We start from the raw sequence: 21429 nt of genomic DNA, 5'->3' as shown, positions 1-21429 counted from the left end.
TTGGTTATGTCGTCGTCATATAACTAAATGCTAATACCTGACTTAAAAGTCCTAATAGAAACCCAAATATAAGTTGATGGCTATTGTGTGCCTTCATGCTTAATCGAGATGTAGCTGTAAGACCAGAAATAATGCCTAGCGCTGCAATTTCTAAGAGTAGATTAATACCTAAAGTATAAGATAGCATTATTAAAAAGCCTAATGTGCCACCTGTAGCCATTAAATGAAGGCTTATTTTGTACCTAATAGATGTGAGTATTGTGGCTACTATTGTGGCAATTAAAGTGCCTAAAAAGAAGTTGTATAAAGATAGGTGTAAACCGTTGACAAAAGTGGTTCTCAGTAGCATGATCAGTAAAATGGCATACACAATTAAAGGTGTTATTCTCTCACCAGTAGTAGATAGATGTACACTTTTTACAATTCCTAAGACCTTCAATATGCTATAGATAAATAACGGTATAGCAGCGGTAAGAATTACAATTAAATACAATTGTAATTTTACACTATCAGCATCACTGTAATAACTGAAGTTAAAATACCATAACGATACTAAGGAAGGAATGAATATAGGATTTACTATATAGCTCCATAGTGTGAGAAACCACTTCATAAGATTCTAGATCTCTTTTCTTAACCTTGCTACTGGTATGTCTAATTGTTCTCTGTATTTTGCAACAGTTCTACGTGCAATAGGGTACCCTTTTTCTTTTAGCAATTCAGCTAGTTTTTGATCAGTAAGGGGTTTTTTCTTACTTTCTTCTCCTATAACCGTTTCTAGAATTTTCTTTATCTCTCTTGTAGAAACCTCTTCACCATCAGAATTAGTCATTGATTCTGAGAAAAATTCTTTAATCAATTTAGTACCATATGGTGTGTCTACATATTTAGAATTTGCAACTCTTGAAACTGTAGATACATCCATGTTGATCTTATCTGCGATATCTTTTAAGATCATTGGTTTTAAATTACGTTCATCACCTGTAAGGAAATATTCCTCTTGATAATGCATAATCGTAGACATGGTTACAAAAAGTGTTTCCTGACGTTGTTTTATCGCGTCTATAAACCACTTTGCACCATCTAATTTCTGTTTAATAAACATAACCGCATCTTTTTGAGATTTGGTCTTTTCTTTGGCTTCTTTATAACCTCGTAACATGTTAGAGTAATCTCTAGAAACATGTAATTCTGGAGCATTACGACCATTAAGAGTTAATTCTAGGACGCCATCTTTAATTCTAATATTAAAATCTGGTACTACTTGTTCTACTATTCTTGTACTTCCACCAGTGTAAGATCCTCCTGGTTTTGGATTTAAATGCTCAATGTCATCGATAGCGTCACGTAATTCTTCTTCATTGATATCGTATTTAGTCATTATTTTAGAATAATGCTTTTTACTAAATGCGTCAAAGTAATCTCTAATCAACTTTATGGCTAGTTCATTACTCTCTGATTTTGTTTTGCGTTTTAATTGCAGTAGTAAACATTCTTGCAGGCTTCTAGCTCCTACACCTGCAGGATCTAGATCATGAACTACTTCTAGAACTTTTTCTACCTCTTCAACATCGGTATATATGTTCATAGTAAAAGCAAGATCGTCTGCAATGTCTTCAATAGATCTTCTTATGTAACCACTACCGTCTATACTACCTACTAGAAACTCCGCTATTGCTCGATGTTGTTCACTTAGTCTTCTAGTGTTTAATTGCTCTACTAGGGTTTGTGTAAAGGACTTACCAGCTGCATATGGAACGCTTTTATCGTCGTCGTCAGCACTGTAGTTATTTACTTTTGTACGGTATTCGGGAACATCGTCATCACTTAAATAATCATCAACATTGATGTCGGTTTCTATAGTTTCATTACCGTCGTCATAGTCATCTTGATTAGAATACTCGTCGTACTCGTCTTCAGACTTTTCCTTTCCGCTGTCTAGAGCAGGGTTTTCTTCTAGTTCAGATTTTACACGTTGTTCAAAAGCCTGTGTAGGCAATTGTATCAACTTCATCAACTGTATTTGTTGAGGAGATAACTTCTGAGATAATTTAAAATTTAAAGACTGTTTAAGCATGTTTGTTTTCTAACTATGTAAAAATACTAAAAGCCTATTTGATAAGTGCTAAAGTTGTTAAAATTATAAGTAATCATAGATCATGTTGCTTTTAAATACTCGCTTTAATTAAAAAGTCCCGATTTCTAATTTAGAAATCGGGACTTTTATTAATCTTTATGCTCTTTAAAATTCAGCATTTCCAGGAGTACGTGGATAAGGAATTACATCTCTTATGTTACCCATACCGGTTACAAACATAACTAGACGTTCAAATCCTAGTCCGAAACCACTATGCACCACGCTACCGAATTTGCGCATCTCTAGATACCATCCTAGTTCTTCTTCAGAGATTTCCATGTCGGTCATTTTCTGTTTTAAGACATCATAACGCTCTTCACGTTGTGATCCACCTACCATCTCACCTATTCCAGGGAAAAGGATGTCCATGGCTCTTACCGTTTCATTTCCGTTTGCATCCTTATCATTAAGGCGCATGTAGAATGCTTTAATTTTTGCAGGATAATCAAAAAGAATTACAGGGCATTCAAAGTGCTTTTCTACTAAGTAACGCTCGTGTTCTGACTGTAAGTCTGCACCCCATTCATTAATAGGATATTTGAATTTCTTCTTTTTGTTAGGCTTAGAATTTCTAAGAATATCAATAGCTTCTGTATAAGAAACACGTTTAAAGTTATTCTTACCTATAAATTCTAATTTTTCACGTAGTGGCATTGGACTACGTTCTGCAGCTGGTTTTTGTTTGTCTTCGTCGGCTTGTCTTTTTTCTAAAAATGCAATATCATCTGCACAATTTTCTAATGCATAATCAATAACAGATTTTAAGAAACCTTCTGCTAGGTCCATGTTAGCATCTAGATCGTTAAATGCAACCTCAGGCTCTATCATCCAGAATTCTGCAAGGTGACGAGATGTATTAGAATTTTCTGCTCTAAAAGTCGGGCCAAAGGTGTATACCTGACCTAATCCCATAGCATACGTTTCGGCTTCTAACTGACCAGAAACAGTAAGGTTTGATTCCTTCTCAAAGAAGTCTTGTTTGTAATCTATATTTCCTTCTTCATCCAGCGGCGGATTCTTAGGGTCTAACGTAGAAATGCGGAACATTTCTCCAGCACCTTCTGCGTCACTACCTGTAATTATAGGTGTATGCGCCTGATAAAATCCTTGTTCTTGAAAATATTTGTGTACCGCAAAAGATAGTGCTGCTCTCACACGCATCACTGCGCCGAAGGTGTTAGTACGCACACGTAAATGCGCTTGTTCTCTTAAGGTTTCTAGATTATGCTTCTTAGGCGATAATATAGTTTTCTTCACCTCTTCAGGGTCTGCAGTGGCAAGTATTTCTATTTTAGTAGCCTGTAATTCTATGCGCTGTCCAGAACCTGCACTCTCTGTAAGTGTACCTGTTACAGCAACTGCTGCGGCAACATTAATTTGATCTAAAAGATCGCGATCATAATTTTCTGGCTCTATTACTGCCTGTAAGTTATGTATGGTAGATCCATCGTTTAATGCTATAAATCTATCGTTTCTAAAACTACGTACCCATCCTTTTACGGTTATCTCGATCATACTAGGATCAGACTGGAGTATTGCTGCTATTCTTTTCATTGGTTTACTTGATGAATTCAGTACGGCAAATATAATTTTTATGGGCCGTAAGCACAATTAATAATGATTGTAAATGTGATGGTGTTGGTGTTTATCTCGCTTTCGCGAAAGCGGAACTAAAATCCTACTCTTCTATACCATCTGTATCTTGTGCGATTAATGGAATCGCTGGTTTTTTAAAGGTGCGCTCATTTGCAATACTTTTTTCTAATGAAAGCAACATACTAGGTAATAATAACAAGTTTGCTGCCATAGCAAAAAGTAAGGTAGCACTAACCAAAGCGCCTAACGCTACGGTACCACCAAAGCTGGATGCGGTAAAGGTCAAGAAGCCAAAGAACAAAACGATAGATGTGTAAAACATACTCACACCGGTTTCTTTTAAGGCGCCATAAACTGACTTTTTAATCTTCCAGTCGTTTGCGATGAGTTCCTGACGGTATTTTGCCAGAAAGTGTATCGTGTCGTCCACTGATATTCCAAATGCGATGGAGAATACAAGTATAGTAGATGGTTTAATAGGTACGCCTAGGTAGCCCATAAGTCCTGCGGTTATTAATAACGGCAGTAAATTAGGAACGAGTGACACAAAAATCATGCGTAGAGACTTGAACATCCATGCCATGAATACGGCTATAAGTACGATAGCAAGTGATAGGGATAGGATAAGATTGTTGATAAGGTAGTTGGTCCCTTTTTGGAAAACGAGGGCTTTACCGGTTAGGGTTACTTCATAACGTTCTTCTGGAAATATGGTTTTTATTTTTTCTCTTAGGTTTTCTTCTACACGTTCCATGCGATCGGTTCCCATATCTTTCATGAATGTGGTGATGCGAGCATTTTGTCCGGTGCTGTCTACAAAGCTTTTCATTAAAGAAATGTCGTTAGAACTTTTCTTTACCAGCTTAGACATAGTGACTGCATCATAAGTAGATGGTAGGTCAAAGTACTCTGGATCGCCACCATAATGTGCCTGTTTACTAAATTTTACAGCAGATACGATGGACATAGGTCTAGACAGTTCTGGAGTCTCAATAATGTGTTCTTCTAGTTTATTAAGTCTTTTAAGTGTCTTTAGGGAAGTTACTTTTTCATTTTTACTCTCGACTAGTATTTCTAATGGCATGATACCGTCAAAGCTTTCTTCAAAAAACTTAATGTCTTTATAGAATTGCATGCTTTTAGGCATGTCTTCAATGAGACTACCAGAAACTTTGATCTGATATATACCTATAAAGCTTAAAATAAGAACTACTACGCTAGTAATGTAAATAGGAATGCGCTGTTTTTTTACCATGCGTTCATTCCAGTCTACAAATTTGTTGATCCATGTTTTACCTAAGTGTTTTAAGTGACGCTCTTTAGGAATAGAGAGGTAACTATAAATGATGGGTATGATCATTAAACTAAGTAAGAATATGGCGATAATACATATACTTGCTACTACACCGAATTCTACTAACAATTTACTTTGTGTAAAGATGAATGTAGCAAATCCACTGGCAGTGGTTAGGTTGGTCATTAAAGTGGCGTTACCGACTTTAGTAATTACGCGCTGTAAAGATTTTGCCTGGTTACCGTGTTTCTTGATTTCTTGCTGGTACTTATTAATTAAGAATATACAGTTAGGAATCCCGATTACGATAATAAGCGGTGGTATTAATGCGGTAAGCACGGTAATTTCATAACCTATCCAGCCTAAGATACCAAAAGCCCACATTACACCTATAACCACGGTTACTATGGAGATAAAAGTAGCGCGCCAGGATCTAAAGAAAAAGAAGAAAATACCAGAAGTAATAGCTAGAGCGGCCAGTAAAAACATTCCTATCTCGTCTACTATGTTTTGAGAGTTAAGAGTTCTTATGTACGGCATACCAGACACTTTAATGTCCAGCTGATTATCGCTAACATATTGATCTAGAACAGGTTGAAATTTATCGATTATAAAATCCTTGCGCAGGATAGTATTTACGATATCCTTTTTTATATAAACAGCGGTACGTATAACGCTATCATTTTCTGAATAGATTAGGTTTTTATAAAAAGGTAACTCGTTAAAAAGTTTCTTTTTAAATGCATCTAATTCTTGATCGTTTTTAAGAGGTTCTTGAAGAACAGGTTCTACTATAAATTTTGTGTTATCGCTGTTTTTAGTAAGATTAGGAAGGTTAGAGGTGGATAATACCAGCTCTACTTCTTCAAATGTTGCGAGAGAGTCTGCTAGTGCGTTCCAGGCATTGAACCTTTGGTAGTTGTCAAGATTATTATTTTCTACCCCTAGAATAATTAGATTTCCTTCTTCACCAAATTTGTTTAGAAACTTATTGTATTCTTCATTAACAGGATGGTCATCAGGCAGTAAGTTAGCCTCTGTATGAGTAAACTGCATGTATTTCCATTGTGAGGCTAGTGCAATAGTTGCGATAACTATTAAGGCTAGAATCACTTCTCTATTGCGCAGTATAAGTCTAGCGATACTATTCCAAAATCTAAAACTAAATAACTTTTGCATGGCTCAATTTAAGGCGCGCAAAGGTACTTTTAAAAGACGTAATTAAATAAGGAATGAAGACTTAATTATGCTTAAAACACTGTTATAGCTCTAGGTAGAATGTAAACTTGAGGGCGAGGTTGTCTGCAAAATCAGGTAAATGATAGGCTCCATAGCGGTAACTAGCACTTAAACCGAATCCAAAGATGAGTTTATTTAATTCAAAACCGCTCTCTAAATAACCTTTTTCTAAGGTGTTAAAGCTTATGTTTTCATGACGTTGCTCGTTATCTAGATCGCCCCATGCGGCTTTTGATATCAATACCAGTTCTGGTTGCAAAAACGAGAAGATCTTAAATGGAGCAAACCTATGTTTTACCTGTCCTATTAAAAGTTTATCAGAGAAAAACTCATTAAAATACATGGTTTCAAAACTGCGTCTACCAGCTACAGAAAAACGTTGTAGGATCTCATCTTTATTAGGCGCGTTAGGGTAGGCGTGATACAAATGTGTTAAAGGTACTTCTCCAGCGCTGTAATGACCTTCTATCATAAAATCGGTACTAGTTTTATTGGGTCTATTTATGGTGTATTCTGCTTTTCCAGAAACTTTAAGATAATTAAAGTTACTCTCTGCGAGGCCTTTTATTCCTTGTGTGATTTGCCCACTTAAAATAGGGTAACCTCTTGTTATTTCTTGATAACCTTGTGGTGTGCGCATAAACTCACTGACAGGACTCCATCTCGCGCCTAGAGAAATTTCTGATAATACATATTCAGAAAAAGGATCTCCAGTTGGGTTAAACTGGTAATTTGTTGTTTGGGTAACTCGCTTTCGCGAAAGCGAGACCTCACTAATCACAGATGGAAATAATCGCTGTTGTAAAGACATACCATACTGTTTATACAAATAAAAAGTAGGTATGTTAATTAATCTAGGTTCAAATAGAGAGTAGACTCTTGCGTCGGTTAGAAAACTTTCTGCAGCAAACTCGTTGATATCATCTTGTTTATAAATGTTTAACCAGGTGTTTTTTTCTTTATTAATACGGTAGCCTATTCCTATTTTATGTTTAAAAACAGCATCGTTAGTACCGTAGGCCAGGTATCCATTAATCCTAAAGTTTTCACTTAACTTCTCATTAGTTTGCCCGCCTATACCTATTCTAAAAGCTTCATAATCATTGAATTTAACTAAGTATTTTAAATCTACATCAAAGAAGCTGACAGGAAAATAACCTACCTTAAATTTATCTAGAGTTTCTAGCTTGCGAGTGATTTTGGACGCTGCGACTATACTGTCTAGATCCATAAATCGAGCAAGCTCTGTGGTAGAAAAGGCGTCATCTCCACGGTATTTATCCCAGTACTGTTCTTGTTGTGTTATAGCGCTGTCCTGTACTTCTATTTTAAGACCTTTTCTACCGTAATTAATTTCTTTATTGGTTTTAAAATTGGAGTTTAAGGCTTCTATTATAAGGTAGAGTTCTTCAGAAGCATTTTGATCATCACCTACTTTTTTTTCTATACCTACTTCTAGTCTTGCACCTAGTATTTCTAATTCTTTTCTAGTTTTCTCTTTTCTTACATAGAGTTTTCTAGAGCTGTTGAACCATAGTGATGTGGTAGGGTCATAAATAAAATCATGATATGCGATAATGTTAAGATCGCCTGTTTTTTTAAAAACAGCCTTTGCTACGCCATTAGTTTGATGATCTATATATAAGGAGCCGTAGAATAATTGTGCTTCTTTTTTATATCTAGGAGTAAAGATGATTTTAGAAACAGGCCTGTCATTAATTATCGTGTCTTTCTCTATTTTAAAATCATATAAAGAAGGAGCCTTTTCATTAAGTGGGCTTATAAACTCTTGGTCAAATATTATGTAGGTGTTGTCATATATATTTTCTGATTGAAAATCTATATTGTAAATAGGGTAGACTGGTTTTTCAAATCCAGGCATGTTTGCCCCAGTGATAACCTCTTTGTAGCCTTCTATGTCATCATAAATGTGTTGTGATGTTTTTTCGGCAAAGAAGACTCCGGTTTTCTTAAGCGTTTTCCTTAATTCTGTTTTTTTATATCCTGGTCCGGTAAGTGCTTCTGGATCTCCAGAAACCTTAAGATTCTCGTAAGCATCGTACTTATAGGAATTCAGTTTATGAGTAGGGTCATTTTTTTTTGAAGAGATAAGTACCTTGGTCATTAACATCTCGGCCTCTCTGGTACTTTGCTGTTGTGCAAACATACCTATAGATAAAAGCAAAATAAAAATACCAAAAACTAACTTCATAAAATGATTTGCTTAGAAAGGTTAAAAATAGAATAAGCACAGTTATAAAACTACGGTACTTAGGAGAATATTGTGAGCGTAAAAAAACGCCAGTGGTGACACTGGCGTTTTGTTAAATAGATAGCAATCTATTATACTTTCATAATCTCTTGTTCCTTAACAACTAGATGCTCGTCTATTTTAGCAACATATTTGTTAGTTAAGTTTTGCACATCGTCTTCAGCATTTTTAAGTAAATCTTCAGAAATATCAAGTTTCTTAAGATCATTCATAGCCACCTTACGGTCGTTACGGACACCTATTTTTGCTTCCTCACCTTCAGCTTTTGCTTGTTTTGCAAGATCCTTACGTCTTTCTTCTGTAAGAGCAGGTACGTTTATGATAACGCTCTCGCCGTTATTCATAGGGTTTAAACCTAGGTTAGCATACATGATTCCCTTCTCAATTTCCGTAATCATACCTTTTTCCCACGGCTGTATAGTTAACGTACGAGCGTCTGGAGTAGAAACGTTTGCTACTTGTGATAATGGTGTCTGGCTACCGTAGTAGTCTACCATTACAGTGCTTAACATGGCAGGAGATGCTTTTCCTGCACGTATACTTAAAAGTTCTTTTTCTAAGTGTGTGATAGCGTTATCCATGTTTTCCTTGGCGCTATCTAGTATAAAATTAATTTCTTCAGTCATCACTAGTATTTTTATAATATGCTATGCAAATATATTGCCGTTTTTACATTTGTACTTTAGTACCTATGTTTTCACCACTCAATAGCTTAATTAAGTTGCCATTTGTGTTCATGTCAAAAACAATAATAGGTAATTCATTTTCTTGACTTAAAGTAAATGCTGTAGTGTCCATTACTTTAAGGCCTTTGCTCAATACATCGTCAAAGGATATAAAATCAAATTTAGTTGCCGACGCATCTTTCTCTGGGTCTGCAGTGTAAATACCATCTACACGAGTACCTTTAAGAATAACATCTGCCTCTATTTCTATAGCTCTAAGAACAGCGGCGCTGTCTGTAGTAAAGTATGGGTTACCTGTTCCACCACCGAAAATTACTACGCGTCCCTTCTGTAGGTGTCTCATCGCCTTGCGACGTATAAAAGGCTCTGCTACTTCATTAATTTTAATCGCAGTCTGTAATCTAGTCGGTACATCAGCATCTTCTAGAGCGCTCTGTAAAGCAAGACCATTAATTACAGTTGCTAGCATTCCCATGTGGTCACCTTGTACGCGATCCATACCATTACTAGCTCCAGCAACACCTCTAAAAATGTTACCACCACCTATAACTATGGCTACCTCTATACCTAGATCGGTAACTTCTTTTATTTCCTGAGCATATTCTGCCAGGCGTTTAGGGTCGATACCGTACTGTCGTTCACCCATTAAGGCTTCTCCAGATAGTTTTAATAAAATGCGATTGTATTTCATAACATAGATGTGTGTGCTGCAAATATAAATGAATTAGAAATCCTATTAAATATTTATTTAGGTATCGCTTTCGCGAAAGCGATATAAGAACAATCATCTCTACATATTAAAGAAACAGTCCTAAATAATAGCAGTCGTTTCATATGTATCTGCGATTTATTTAAATGCTTGGTATTTAGAGTCTGAGATTAAATCTCAAATTCAGGTTCAAAAGCTATCTTTGCAATCTAACTATTTACCTTATGTTCCAGCTGGGAAAAACCATTGTGTCAGACGATCTTCTTGAAAAAGACTTTGTATGTAATCTTACTGCATGTAAAGGAATTTGTTGTGTAGCAGGAGAGGCAGGCGCGCCTCTAGAGCAAAAAGAATTAGATATACTAGATCGTGAGTATGAGAAGATAAAACCTTATTTACGTCCAGAAGGTATTGCGGTTATAGAGGAGCAAGGTACATGGGTAGAACGTGAGAATGGAGAGTTAGAAACTCCACTCGTTAATAATGAAGAGTGTGTTTATGCTACTTTTAAAGAAGATGGTACAGCGTTGTGTGGTATAGAGTCTGCTTATAGAGATGGTAAAACGACTTTTTATAAACCTATATCTTGTCATTTATACCCAGTACGTATTCAAGAATATACCGATTTTAAAGCGGTGAATTATCACAAATGGCAAATTTGTGACGACGCCTGTGCGCTAGGTGAAGAATTAGGCGTGCCAGTTTATAAATTTTTGAAAGAACCACTGACCAGAAAATTTGGTCAGGAATGGTATTCAGAATTAGAAGAAATTGCAAAGGATTTTTAGAGCGTTAATTCAAAATCTGCGTTTTCAAAGAGCGTTTTTTATAGTTCTCCTTTTGTGAAACCGTGAATAACTTCTTGTAAAAAATATGCTAACTAGACGTAGGAAAAGTCTTCAAATCGTGGCTCAGTAGTGATGAAATAAGTGATTTAACATTTCGAAATTGAGTAAAAAACCATTCATCGAAACAATATGTTAAATGGCTGTCAGTTAGTTTTTTGTGGTAAATAATTCACAAAAGTTCTATGTTGAAAACTTGTGAAAAAGGCAAATGTTAAAACCTCCATATCGCCTCAAACTTTAGCCATCTTTGTTACTCTTAAGTTTTAAGAAATTAACGAGATAATTAAAGGCCACATGCAGACGACTCCAGAACCTATTTTACAAGAGAATCCAGATAGATTTGTTATTTTTCCTATTCAACATGATGATTTATGGGAATGGTATAAGAAGCAACAGGCATGTATATGGACGGCAGAAGAAATCGATTTGCAAGTTGATATTACAGACTGGGAACAATCTCTTAATTCTGACGAGCGTTATTTCATAAAACACATTCTTGCATTTTTTGCAGCGAGTGATGGTATTGTAAATGAGAATCTAGCAGAGAACTTTGTAAATGAAGTTCAATATTCTGAAGCTAAGTTCTTCTATGGTTTCCAGATCATGATGGAAAACATACACTCAGAGACTTACTCTCTTCTTATTGATACTTATGTAAAAGATGATAAAGAAAAAGATCAACTTTTTAGAGCTATAGAAAATTTCCCTGCGATTAAATTAAAGGCAGACTGGGCAATGAAATGGATCGATAGTCCATCATTTGCAGAGCGTCTTATTGCATTTGCAGCAGTAGAAGGTATTTTCTTCTCAGGTGCTTTTTGTTCTATTTACTGGTTAAAGAAGCGTGGTTTAATGCCAGGACTTACTTTTTCTAATGAATTGATTTCTCGCGATGAGGGTATGCACTGTGATTTTGCAGTACACCTACATAATCACCACCTAGTTAATAAAGTGCCTAAAGAACGTATCACAGAAATTATTGTGGACGCCTTAAATATAGAGCGCGAGTTCATTACAGAGTCATTACCTGCTAGTTTAATAGGTATGAATGCAAAATTAATGACTCAATACCTAGAGTTTGTAACAGACCGTTTACTAGTAGAATTAGAATGCGAGCCTGTTTATAACGTGACTAATCCGTTTGATTTTATGGATTTAATAGGTATGGAAGGTAAGACCAACTTCTTTGAAAAAAGAGTAGGTGAGTACCAGAAAGCTGGTGTTATGAACAGTACTAAAGAAGATAAAGATTCTATGGATTCTTTTTCTTTAGATGCTGATTTCTAGAGCAAAGCTTATTTAGACCTTACAACTGCAACAGTTGTTCCATTATAGATTGCCGAGAATATGTCAAGATATTTTCACTTATGTTAACCCAATTACAAGAGAAAGGGAGTAGAATCCTTATCTCTTAACCCAAATAAAACAGTTCAATATGTTTGTAGTAAAAAGAGACGGCCACAAGGAGCCAGTGATGTTTGATAAAATCACAGCGAGAGTACGTAAATTATGTTACGGTTTAAGTAATCATGTAGACCCAGTAAAAGTAGCTATGCGTGTAATCGATGGGTTATATGACGGTGTTACTACTAGTGAACTTGATAACCTAGCTGCAGAGACTGCTGCAACCATGACTACTGCACATCCAGATTATGCACGTCTTGCGGCACGTATCTCGGTTTCTAACCTGCATAAGAACACAAAAAAGACCTTCACTGACGTAGTAACAGATCTTTATCAATACGTAAATCCGCGTACGGAGAAAGCTGCACCTATGATCTCTGACGAGGTGTATAAAGTAATACAGGATAATGCAGACCGCTTGAACTCGGCCATTATCTATAATCGTGATTTTGGGTACGATTACTTTGGGTTTAAAACATTAGAACGTAGTTATTTATTAAAAATTAACGGTCAGATTGCAGAGCGTCCACAACACATGTTAATGCGTGTGTCTGTAGGTATTCATATAGACGATTTAGACGCAGCTATAGAGACCTATGAGTTGATGTCTAAAAAGTTCTTCACTCATGCAACACCTACATTATTTAATGCAGGTACACCTAAGCCTCAAATGTCTTCTTGTTTCTTATTAACGATGCAAGATGATAGTATAGAAGGTATTTACGATACATTAAAACAAACAGCAAAAATCTCACAAAGCGCTGGTGGTATAGGACTATCTATTCACAATATACGTGCGAGAGGTTCTTACATAGGTGGTACTAACGGTACTTCTAACGGTATTGTGCCTATGCTTAAAGTATATAACGACACCGCACGTTATGTAGATCAAGGTGGAGGAAAACGTAAAGGTTCCTTTGCTATTTATATGGAACCATGGCATGCAGATATATTTGATTTCCTCGATCTTAAAAAGAATCACGGTAAAGAAGAAATGCGTGCACGCGATTTATTCTATGCGATGTGGATCTCAGACCTTTTCATGAAAAGAGTAGAGACTAACTCTACATGGACATTAATGTGTCCACACGAGTGTCCAGATCTTTATAACCTTCATGGAGATGAGTTTGAAGCATTGTATACTAAATATGAGCAAGAAGGAAAAGGTCGCAAGACTATCCAGGCTCGTGAGTTATGGGATAAGATACTAGAATCTCAAATCGAGACAGGTACACCATACATGTTATATAAAGATGCAGCAAATAATAAGTCTAACCAGAAGAATTTAGGTACCATCAGGTCTTCAAACCTATGTACAGAGATCATGGAGTATACATCTCCAGACGAGGTTGCAGTATGTAACCTAGCCTCTATTGCATTACCTATGTTTATTAAAGATGGTGCATTTGATCACAAAGCATTATATAAAGTAACAAAAAGAGTAACTCGCAACCTTAACAAAGTTATCGATCGCAACTATTACCCAGTAATTGAGGCGAGAAATTCTAACATGCGTCACAGACCAGTAGGATTAGGTATTCAAGGTCTAGCAGATGCTTTTATCATGTTACGTCTTCCATTTACAAGTGATGAGGCAAAGAAATTAAACTCAGAGATTTTTGAGACCTTATACTTTGCAGCATGTGAGGCTTCTATGGAAATGGCTATTGAAGAAGGACCTTATTCTACATTTGCAGGTTCACCTATGTCAAAAGGAGAATTCCAGTACAACATGTGGAATGTAAATGATACAGATTTAAGCGGTCGCTGGAACTGGGCAGACCTAAGAACTAAGGTAATGGAACACGGTGTGAGAAACTCACTATTAGTTGCGCCTATGCCTACAGCCAGTACTTCTCAAATCCTTGGTAACAATGAGGCGTTTGAGCCGTATACTTCTAACATCTATACACGTAGAACACTCTCTGGAGAATTTATCGTAGTAAACAAGCATTTATTAAAAGATCTTGTAGATTTAGGACTTTGGGATGATAGTTTGAAGAACGCTATTATGAGAAATAACGGTTCTATACAAGCGATAGAAGGAATTCCAGCAGATATTAAAGAGCTTTATAAAACAGTGTGGGAATTAAAGATGAAGGACATTATCGATATGTCTCGCGAGAGAGGTTTCTTTATCGACCAGTCGCAATCCTTAAACCTATTCATGGAAAACGTGACTACTTCTAAGCTTACCTCTATGCACTTCTATGCGTGGAAAAGTGGTTTAAAAACTGGAATGTATTACCTAAGAACAAAGGCAGCAGTAGATGCAATTAAATTTACAGTAACAAAGGAAAAGAAAGCAGCACCTATCGCAGCACCTGCAGCAGTAGAAGTTCCTGTTCTTAATACTACAGCGCCAGCACAAGCAGCAAGTACATTAAGAGCACAACAGCATGTGTCACAGCCTGCTCCTGTTCAGGCTCAAGCAGCAGCTCCAGTACAGTCTCAGTCTCTATTTGTAGAAGATAGTGCACCAGCAGCGGCAAACGTTATGAATCAAACGCAGCCAGTTGTGAATACTAACGTGATCACAGAAAACGAAGAAATGACTGCCGAAGAATATAAATTAATCTTGCAACGTGCAAAAGACGCTGCCAGTAATGGTGACGACTGTGAGATGTGTGGTTCATAATTTTTATTACATTTATTACTAAAACGTATCAAAGCCCAATCCTGTGATTGGGCTTTTTTATGTTCTATAGTTTCGCTTTCGCGAAAGCGGAATGATAAACTACTTTAAGAAGTTGTTTTGAAAGACATAAAAACCTTAAATCTCTTAACATAAAAGCGGGATAAAGTAAGCTAATCTTAAATCTCTACTAAGCTTTTTTTAAACCTGTCTTAATCGGTCGTTTGTAACTACTTCATTGTTATATGTTTGTGGTGTAATTAATTATTAACCATACAAACAAATATTATGAACTACACAAAAGAAGTATCCCAAAAATTAAATGATTTACTAACTAAAAACTATGATGCAGAGGCTGGATATAAACTAGCAACAGAGCAAGTGAATAGCAGTAGATTAAAAGATTTTTTCTCAAAACAGCAAGAAGAACGTTATAATTTTGGACATGAATTAAAGGAAGAGATTAAAAGTTATGGAGAGAGTCCAGAAAAAGGGACAAGTTTAAAAGGAGATGCGCATCGCACCTGGATGAACATAAAGTCTACTTTTACCTCAGATAATGAAGAAGCAATTCTAGAAGAGGCCGTAAGAGGTGAAAAAAGCGCAGTAGAAGAATACAATGAGATTATTGAAGAAACTACCTTGCCGCCATCAACAAAAAACGTGTTGATAAAGCATAGAGATACTATTCAAAATGCATTAACTAGAGTAAATGCCATGGAAGAAATAGCCTAATAGAATAGGTGTATAATAGTAAAAGCTCGATTTGTTAAGATCGAGCTTTTTTATGTCCTATCTTTTAGAGTTTATAGAAGCGATTTTCATGTAAGAGTTCTCTTCTATAAAATAGAACTAACTAATTATTTTGCTTTCTTAGAACCGACTGAAAGCGAATAGGTCACTCCTAGATTAAAATAATTAGAATCTCCTACATTGCGTCCGTCGACTAGTGTTCCATATCCAGCACTTAATCCTAATGATGGAAGTACAGGTACATAAGCAGTAACACCTATACGTGTGTAATCTACTTCTGTCTCTGGAAATCTACCGCCAAAATCTGCGTCAGAAATATCTCTACCGTCTGAAGAAGACTGGTAATCCATCCATGCTTCTACATAAAAAAGTGCGTTAGAATATCCTATTTTACCCATGAATAATAAGGCATCTGGTACATCTAGATCGTTACCACCATTCGCACCTATGTTGTCGTCAGCATCACCACGCAGACTGTATCCAGCAACTGCAGTAGCAAATAAACCAGAGTCTGCTTGTAAGTGAGCACCTAGATGTAAGTTAGTCGTTACCGCTCCAGAACCTAGAGATAATATCCCATTAGGCTCATAACCGCCAGGTAGTGTTACACCTACAGCACCTAGACCGTCTAGTCTTGCTTTACCTAGTTTTGTACTGAAGGCTCTGTATTTACCATATAAACTAATATCTTGAAAATCAGATTGCTCTGTCGTCCCATTTACTGGGTCTGCAGCGCCATTTCCTTGAGCACTTATATAAGGTGCGTTTGCGATAACAGTAAAGTTATCTGTTATAGAATATTTTGCATAGAGATTATATATGTCTTGATCTATTTCATTGTGAGCAGGTATAGGGTCTACTTTATCTTTTCCTATATAAAATGCGTCAAAGGTGCTGCGTGTATAACTAGCCGTAACAGATAAATCGCCTTTAGGATTAAAAAAACCATCTACTAGTCCTTGAGAAAATACAGTAGATGTAAATACTACTGATAGTAATAGGGTGAATAAAAAATTTGTTTTCATGATAAAATTTTAAAATTGAATATTAAGTTCGAGTTGTTATATGAAACAGTAAGAGTTTTTAATCCTATAGAGGCTTACTGTTTTTGAACACAACAAATAGCGATTTTTTAATTCACGATTGCCTCTCGATTTCATTTCATTTATATCACATGTTATTGCAAGATTGTGATAATTGTGTCGGGATAAGTAAGAAATATTTTGTTTTTCAATTGTCTTTAGTCTTTACAAGAGCTGTAATTTTAACTAAGATTGTTCATAACTCTACTTTCAAAAAGCAACTCAAAGACCTATATTTAAAATCCGAAAAATAATTAGATTACAGATTTCATGCTATTGATAATCAGATTTATGTAAATATTTTTCAATTCCTTTTATAGAAGTAATTTCATCTTTTAGAACACGCGCTTATGTACTTAATTTTTGACACAGAAACTACTGGATTACCTAAACGCTGGGATGCACCTTTTACAGATGTAGATAACTGGCCTAGGGTTATACAGATAGCGTGGCAGTTACATGACGAGATGGGTAACCTTATAGAGGCTCAAGATTATTTGATACAACCAGACGGTTTTGACATCCCTTATGATGCAGAGCGTATACATGGTATCTCTACAGCACTTGCTCAAAAAGACGGTATTCCTCTAGTGGAGATGTTAGAGAAATTTAACATAGCACTTAGTAAAACAAAATTTATTGTAGGTCAGAATTTAAAATTTGACCTTAATGTTACTGGAGCAGAATTTGAACGTACCCAAATAGGTAACGATTTACAAGAGCTACCTGTTCTAGATACCTGTACAGAGCACACGGCAAATTTATGTCAGATTCCCGGTGGACGATATGGTAAATTTAAATTACCGACACTTACAGAGCTGCACCAGTTTCTGTTTAATCAGCCCTTTGGAGAAGCGCACAACGCGACTGCAGATGTGGAGGCAACCACGCGTTGTTTCTTAGAATTACTTAGAAAAGAGCAGTACTCGCTAGAACAACTAGGTTTTGAAGATGGATATTTTTTACGCTTTCGCGAAAGCAACCCTACAACCATCGCACCGGTAGGAATAAAGCATGTCAATCTTAAAAAAGCATCAGAAAGATTAAAGTCCAACGATAGTCCAGAGATTTCTAAGGCAGAAATTAAAGAGAACTTAAATGAATTAAGAGATGCGAGTTTTGCACACTTACACAGTCATAGTCAGTTTTCCATATTACAATGTACAGCTAGTGTAAAAGATCTAGTTACAGCTGCTGCGGCAAATAATATGAATGCCGTTACCATGACAGACCATGCAAACATGATGGGAGCATTCCATTTTGTACGTGCGGTAAAAGCACATAATGCGAGTCTGGCAGATGCAGAAGAAGGAGAAGAAAAAGAACCTATAAAACCTATTATAGGTTGTGAATTCCAGGTGTGTGAAGACATGTACGATCGTACACACAAGGATAACGGATACCAGATAGTGATTCTAGCCAAAAACAAGAATGGATATCATAATCTAGCAAAAATGGCAAGTAAAGCCTACACAGATGGGTTTTACTACATGCCGCGTATAGATAAAAAACTGGTAGAAGAATATAAGGAAGACCTAATTGTCCTAACAGGAAACATGTATGGTGAGGTGCCTTCTAAGATTTTGAACTTAGGAGAAAATCAGGCCGAAGAAGCACTATTGTGGTGGAAAAAGCACTTTGGTGACGATCTTTATGTTGAGGTAATGCGCCATGGTCAAGAAGATGAAAATCGCGCAAATGAGGTGTTAGTCAGCTTTGCTCGCAAACACGATGTAAAAATAGTAGCGACTAATAATACGTATTACATACATAAAGAAGATGCAAATGCACATGATATTTTACTTTGTGTAAAAGATAATGAGAAGCAAGCAACGCCTATAGGTCGTGGTCGTGGTTATCGTTATGGATTGCCTAATCAGGAGTATTATTACAAGTCTGCTCCAGAGATGAAAGAACTCTTTAAAGACCTGCCCGAGGCGATACTTAATGTACAAGAAGTAGTAGATAAAGTAGAGGCATATGAGCTTGCGAGAGATGTACTGTTACCTGCCTTTGACATTCCAACAGAGTTTGTAGATGAAAATGACGCAGTTAATAATACTAAGAATGGTGAGAATAGCTATTTGAGACACCTTACTTATGAAGGTGCAAAAATACGTTATGGTGAGATCACTCCAGAAATAGAAGAACGACTAGAATTTGAATTAGAGACAATTAAAAAGACCGGTTATCCTGGTTATTTCTTGATTACTTGGGATTTTATAAAAGCAGCCAGAGACATGGATGTGGCTGTAGGACCTGGTCGTGGTAGTGCCGCAGGTAGTGTGGTAGCCTATTGTTTATGGATTACAAATGTAGATCCTATACATTACGACCTGCTTTTTGAGCGTTTCCTAAATCCAGATCGTGTATCCATGCCCGATATTGATATAGATTTTGATGATGAGAACCGTTACAAAGTAATGGACTACGTTATTGAGAAATATGGAGCGTCACAAGTAGCACAAATTATTACGTATGGTACGATGGCGGCAAAGTCGTCTATTAGAGATACGGCTCGAGCACTAGATTTACCATTACAAGACGCAGACCGTGTGGCAAAATTAATTCCTGATTTTGCTAAGTTGAAGAAAATGTTTGCTCTAGAAGATAATGAAATCGCAGGAAAATTCCGTGGTGATGATGCAGACATGGTGCGAGAATTAAGAAGCCTAGCTGAGGGAAATGATCTTATCGCAGAAACTATACAGAAAGCTAGAATTCTAGAAGGATGTGTGAGAAATACCGGTGTACACGCCTGTGGTGTGATAATTACACCAGATGACCTTACTAATTTTGTACCTGTAGCAACAGCAAAAAATTCAGATCTTTATGTGACTCAGTTTGATAACGAGGTCGTAGAAAGTGCTGGACTGCTTAAGATGGATTTCTTGGGATTAAAAACCTTGAGCCAGATTAAGGATACTGTTGCGATTATAAAAGAACGTCATGGAATAGAGCTGGATATAGAATCTATACCGCTAGACGACGAGAAGACCTATGAGCTTTTCCAGCGTGGAGAGACTACTGCCATTTTTCAGTATGAAAGTTTGGGGATGCAAAAATACATGAGAGAACTCAAACCTACCCAGTTTGCCGATCTTATTGCCATGAATGCCTTGTACAGACCTGGTCCACTAGAATATATTCCAGAATTTATTGATCGTAAACACGGTCGTAAAGAGATCGTTTATGATCTAGATGCGATGGAAGAATACCTAAAGGAAACGTATGGTATTACTGTTTACCAAGAGCAAGTAATGCTACTCTCTCAAAAGCTGGCAAACTTCTCAAAAGGTGATGCCGATGTTTTGAGAAAAGCTATGGGTAAAAAGCAAATGGCAACGCTACAAAAAATGAAGCCTAAATTTCTAGATGCTGGAGAAGGAAATGGGCACGACCGTACGGTATTAGAAAAAGTATGGAAAGACTGGGAAGCCTTTGCATCTTATGCCTTCAATAAATCTCACTCTACTTGTTATGCATGGATAGCCTATCAAACAGCTTATTTAAAAGCAAACTATGGAGCAGAGTTTATGGCAGCAACCTTGTCTAACAATATGAACCAGATCAAGGATGTGACTAAATTTATGGATGAGTGTCGCCGCATGGGACTCGATGTATTAGGTCCAGATGTAAATGAATCTAACTATAAATTTACGGTAAACCCTAAAGGTGCTATACGTTTTGGTATGGGAGCTGTAAAAGGTTTAGGCCATGGTGCGGTAATGACTATTATTGAAAATAGAAAAGATGGTCATTATAAGAGCATCTTTGATATGGCAAAGCGCATAGACTTGCGTGCTGCAAATAAAAAATCTTTTGAAGCATTAGCTTTAAGCGGTGGTTTTGACGGATTAGGAGGAGAAAATCGTGCGCAATTTTTCCATGAATTTGATAACGGACAGATATTCTTAGAACAAGTAGTTAAGTATGCACAGAAGTTTCAAGAAAATGAGAACAGTGCTCAAGTAAGCCTTTTTGGTGAGGCCAGCGATGTGCAAATTCCAGAGCCACAATTACCTGTTTGTGAAGATTGGGGAACGATGGAGAAATTGAAAAGAGAACGAGAAGTAGTAGGTATTTACATATCTGGTCATCCACTAGACGATTATAAACGAGAGATGAAATTCTTTTGTAATGCAAACCTCGCTGCTATGAAAGATCTCACACCTCTGGTAAATAGAGAGCTTACATTTTGTGGGGTGATATCTGAGGCACGACACATGATGAGTAAAGCAAATAAACCTTGGGGTATTTTTACCATGGAGGATTATGACGAGTCCTTTGAATTCAGAATGTTCGGTGAGGATTATTTAAAATTCAGACACTTTTTAGTGCCTAATAGTTTCTTACATGCCAAGGTTAAAATACAACAAGGCTGGATAGATAAGAATACTGGTAAGCCGCGAGATCCACGTATTTTATTTGTTCAGATGGCACAGTTACAAGATGTCATGGCGCAAGCTGCAAAGAAACTTACTATAGAATTTCATGTAAGTGAAATACTAGAAGAACGCATTGCTCTATTAAAAGACGCACTAGATAAACATCAAGGAGATCATAGACTGCTCTTTAATTTAAAAGATCATGAAGAAAAGATCTCTATAGATATGTCTGCTAGATTACAAAAGGTAAACGTCAGTGCAGAGCTGTTGCAACTGCTAGATGATAACGACATAACCTATGGGGTGAATTGATTTATTCCTGATATGATATTTCACCTATTATATAGTCAGCATTAATAAGTGAAATATCAATATAAGTAACTACA

The 21429-nt window shown here is 36.5% G+C and carries 13 protein-coding genes; 5 read left to right on the top strand and 8 right to left on the bottom strand.

The window, feature by feature from the left end; all coding sequences use genetic code 11:
• Positions 1–4: 4 nt before the first annotated feature.
• The 7 genes from ACJJVN_RS10755 to pyrH form a co-directional block, all read right to left on the bottom strand.
• On the bottom strand, positions 5–613 hold the full coding sequence (locus ACJJVN_RS10755) for a hypothetical protein (RefSeq protein ID WP_405378080.1): 609 nt from the start codon (positions 611–613) through the stop codon (positions 5–7).
• 6 nt (positions 614–619) lie between these two features.
• Positions 620–2077 (bottom strand): RNA polymerase factor sigma-54, encoded by a 1458-nt coding sequence (rpoN, locus tag ACJJVN_RS10750; RefSeq protein ID WP_104513899.1) that lies wholly within the window; start codon positions 2075–2077, stop codon positions 620–622.
• Between the two features lie 165 nt (positions 2078–2242).
• A complete protein-coding gene (gene asnS, locus ACJJVN_RS10745; protein ID WP_104513898.1) occupies positions 2243–3691 on the bottom strand; it encodes an asparagine--tRNA ligase in 1449 nt (482 codons plus the stop codon).
• A gap of 124 nt (positions 3692–3815) precedes the next feature.
• Positions 3816–6206: an RND family transporter gene (locus ACJJVN_RS10740; RefSeq protein WP_405378079.1), complete on the bottom strand. Its 2391-nt coding sequence runs from the start codon at positions 6204–6206 to the stop codon at positions 3816–3818.
• An 82-nt stretch (positions 6207–6288) separates the two neighbouring features.
• A complete protein-coding gene (locus ACJJVN_RS10735; RefSeq protein ID WP_405370505.1) occupies positions 6289–8478 on the bottom strand; it encodes a DUF5686 family protein in 2190 nt (729 codons plus the stop codon).
• A gap of 131 nt (positions 8479–8609) precedes the next feature.
• Positions 8610–9164: a ribosome recycling factor gene (frr, locus tag ACJJVN_RS10730; protein ID WP_104513895.1), complete on the bottom strand. Its 555-nt coding sequence runs from the start codon at positions 9162–9164 to the stop codon at positions 8610–8612.
• Positions 9165–9207: 43 nt separating this feature from the next.
• A complete protein-coding gene (gene pyrH / locus ACJJVN_RS10725; protein WP_104513894.1) occupies positions 9208–9915 on the bottom strand; it encodes a UMP kinase in 708 nt (235 codons plus the stop codon).
• A 242-nt stretch (positions 9916–10157) separates the two neighbouring features.
• On the opposite strand from pyrH, the gene ACJJVN_RS10720 reads away from it, so the two are divergent.
• The 4 genes from ACJJVN_RS10720 to ACJJVN_RS10705 all read left to right on the top strand — a co-directional run bounded on the left by ACJJVN_RS10720 (position 10158) and on the right by ACJJVN_RS10705 (position 15555).
• Complete coding sequence (locus ACJJVN_RS10720) at positions 10158–10721, top strand: DUF3109 family protein (protein ID WP_405378078.1); 564 nt, start codon at positions 10158–10160, stop codon at positions 10719–10721.
• 354 nt (positions 10722–11075) lie between these two features.
• Positions 11076–12068, top strand: a complete 993-nt coding sequence (locus tag ACJJVN_RS10715) for a ribonucleotide-diphosphate reductase subunit beta (protein ID WP_104513892.1) — start codon at positions 11076–11078, stop codon at positions 12066–12068.
• Positions 12069–12216: 148 nt separating this feature from the next.
• On the top strand, positions 12217–14823 hold the full coding sequence (locus ACJJVN_RS10710; RefSeq protein ID WP_405378077.1) for a ribonucleoside-diphosphate reductase subunit alpha: 2607 nt from the start codon (positions 12217–12219) through the stop codon (positions 14821–14823).
• Positions 14824–15108: 285 nt separating this feature from the next.
• A complete protein-coding gene (locus tag ACJJVN_RS10705) occupies positions 15109–15555 on the top strand; it encodes a PA2169 family four-helix-bundle protein (protein ID WP_405378076.1) in 447 nt (148 codons plus the stop codon).
• A gap of 125 nt (positions 15556–15680) precedes the next feature.
• Here the strand turns inward: ACJJVN_RS10705 and ACJJVN_RS10700 are convergent, their stop codons facing one another.
• Positions 15681–16598, bottom strand: a complete 918-nt coding sequence (locus tag ACJJVN_RS10700; RefSeq protein ID WP_405378075.1) for a hypothetical protein — start codon at positions 16596–16598, stop codon at positions 15681–15683.
• 407 nt (positions 16599–17005) lie between these two features.
• Here ACJJVN_RS10700 and dnaE point away from each other — a divergent pair, with 407 nt between their 5' ends.
• Entirely contained in the window at positions 17006–21355 is a 4350-nt protein-coding gene (gene dnaE / locus ACJJVN_RS10695) for a DNA polymerase III subunit alpha (RefSeq protein ID WP_104513888.1), read from the top strand.
• The last annotated feature ends 74 nt before the right edge of the window (positions 21356–21429 follow it).

This window comes from Nonlabens sp. Asnod3-A02 (genome assembly GCF_045063755.1).
Classification (GTDB): domain Bacteria; phylum Bacteroidota; class Bacteroidia; order Flavobacteriales; family Flavobacteriaceae; genus Nonlabens; species Nonlabens xylanidelens.
The sequence above is the reverse complement of the archived record's forward strand: the minus strand, read 5'-3'. Positions and strand labels throughout refer to the sequence as shown.

Bases quoted from the DNA above. Each gene is read 5' to 3' on its own strand.
- ACJJVN_RS10735 (WP_405370505.1), bottom strand. From the start codon at position 8,478: ATGAAGTTAGTTTTTGGTATTTTTATTTTGCTTTTATCTATAGGTATG.
- pyrH (WP_104513894.1), bottom strand. From the start codon at position 9,915: ATGAAATACAATCGCATTTTATTAAAACTATCTGGAGAAGCCTTAATG.
- dnaE (WP_104513888.1), top strand. From the start codon at position 17,006: ATGTACTTAATTTTTGACACAGAAACTACTGGATTACCTAAACGCTGG.
- ACJJVN_RS10710 (WP_405378077.1), top strand. From the start codon at position 12,217: ATGTTTGTAGTAAAAAGAGACGGCCACAAGGAGCCAGTGATGTTTGAT.
- asnS (WP_104513898.1), bottom strand. From the start codon at position 3,691: ATGAAAAGAATAGCAGCAATACTCCAGTCTGATCCTAGTATGATCGAG.
- ACJJVN_RS10740 (WP_405378079.1), bottom strand. From the start codon at position 6,206: ATGCAAAAGTTATTTAGTTTTAGATTTTGGAATAGTATCGCTAGACTT.
- ACJJVN_RS10705 (WP_405378076.1), top strand. From the start codon at position 15,109: ATGAACTACACAAAAGAAGTATCCCAAAAATTAAATGATTTACTAACT.
- ACJJVN_RS10720 (WP_405378078.1), top strand. From the start codon at position 10,158: ATGTTCCAGCTGGGAAAAACCATTGTGTCAGACGATCTTCTTGAAAAA.
- ACJJVN_RS10755 (WP_405378080.1), bottom strand. From the start codon at position 613: ATGAAGTGGTTTCTCACACTATGGAGCTATATAGTAAATCCTATATTC.
- ACJJVN_RS10715 (WP_104513892.1), top strand. From the start codon at position 11,076: ATGCAGACGACTCCAGAACCTATTTTACAAGAGAATCCAGATAGATTT.
- rpoN (WP_104513899.1), bottom strand. From the start codon at position 2,077: ATGCTTAAACAGTCTTTAAATTTTAAATTATCTCAGAAGTTATCTCCT.
- frr (WP_104513895.1), bottom strand. From the start codon at position 9,164: ATGACTGAAGAAATTAATTTTATACTAGATAGCGCCAAGGAAAACATG.
- ACJJVN_RS10700 (WP_405378075.1), bottom strand. From the start codon at position 16,598: ATGAAAACAAATTTTTTATTCACCCTATTACTATCAGTAGTATTTACA.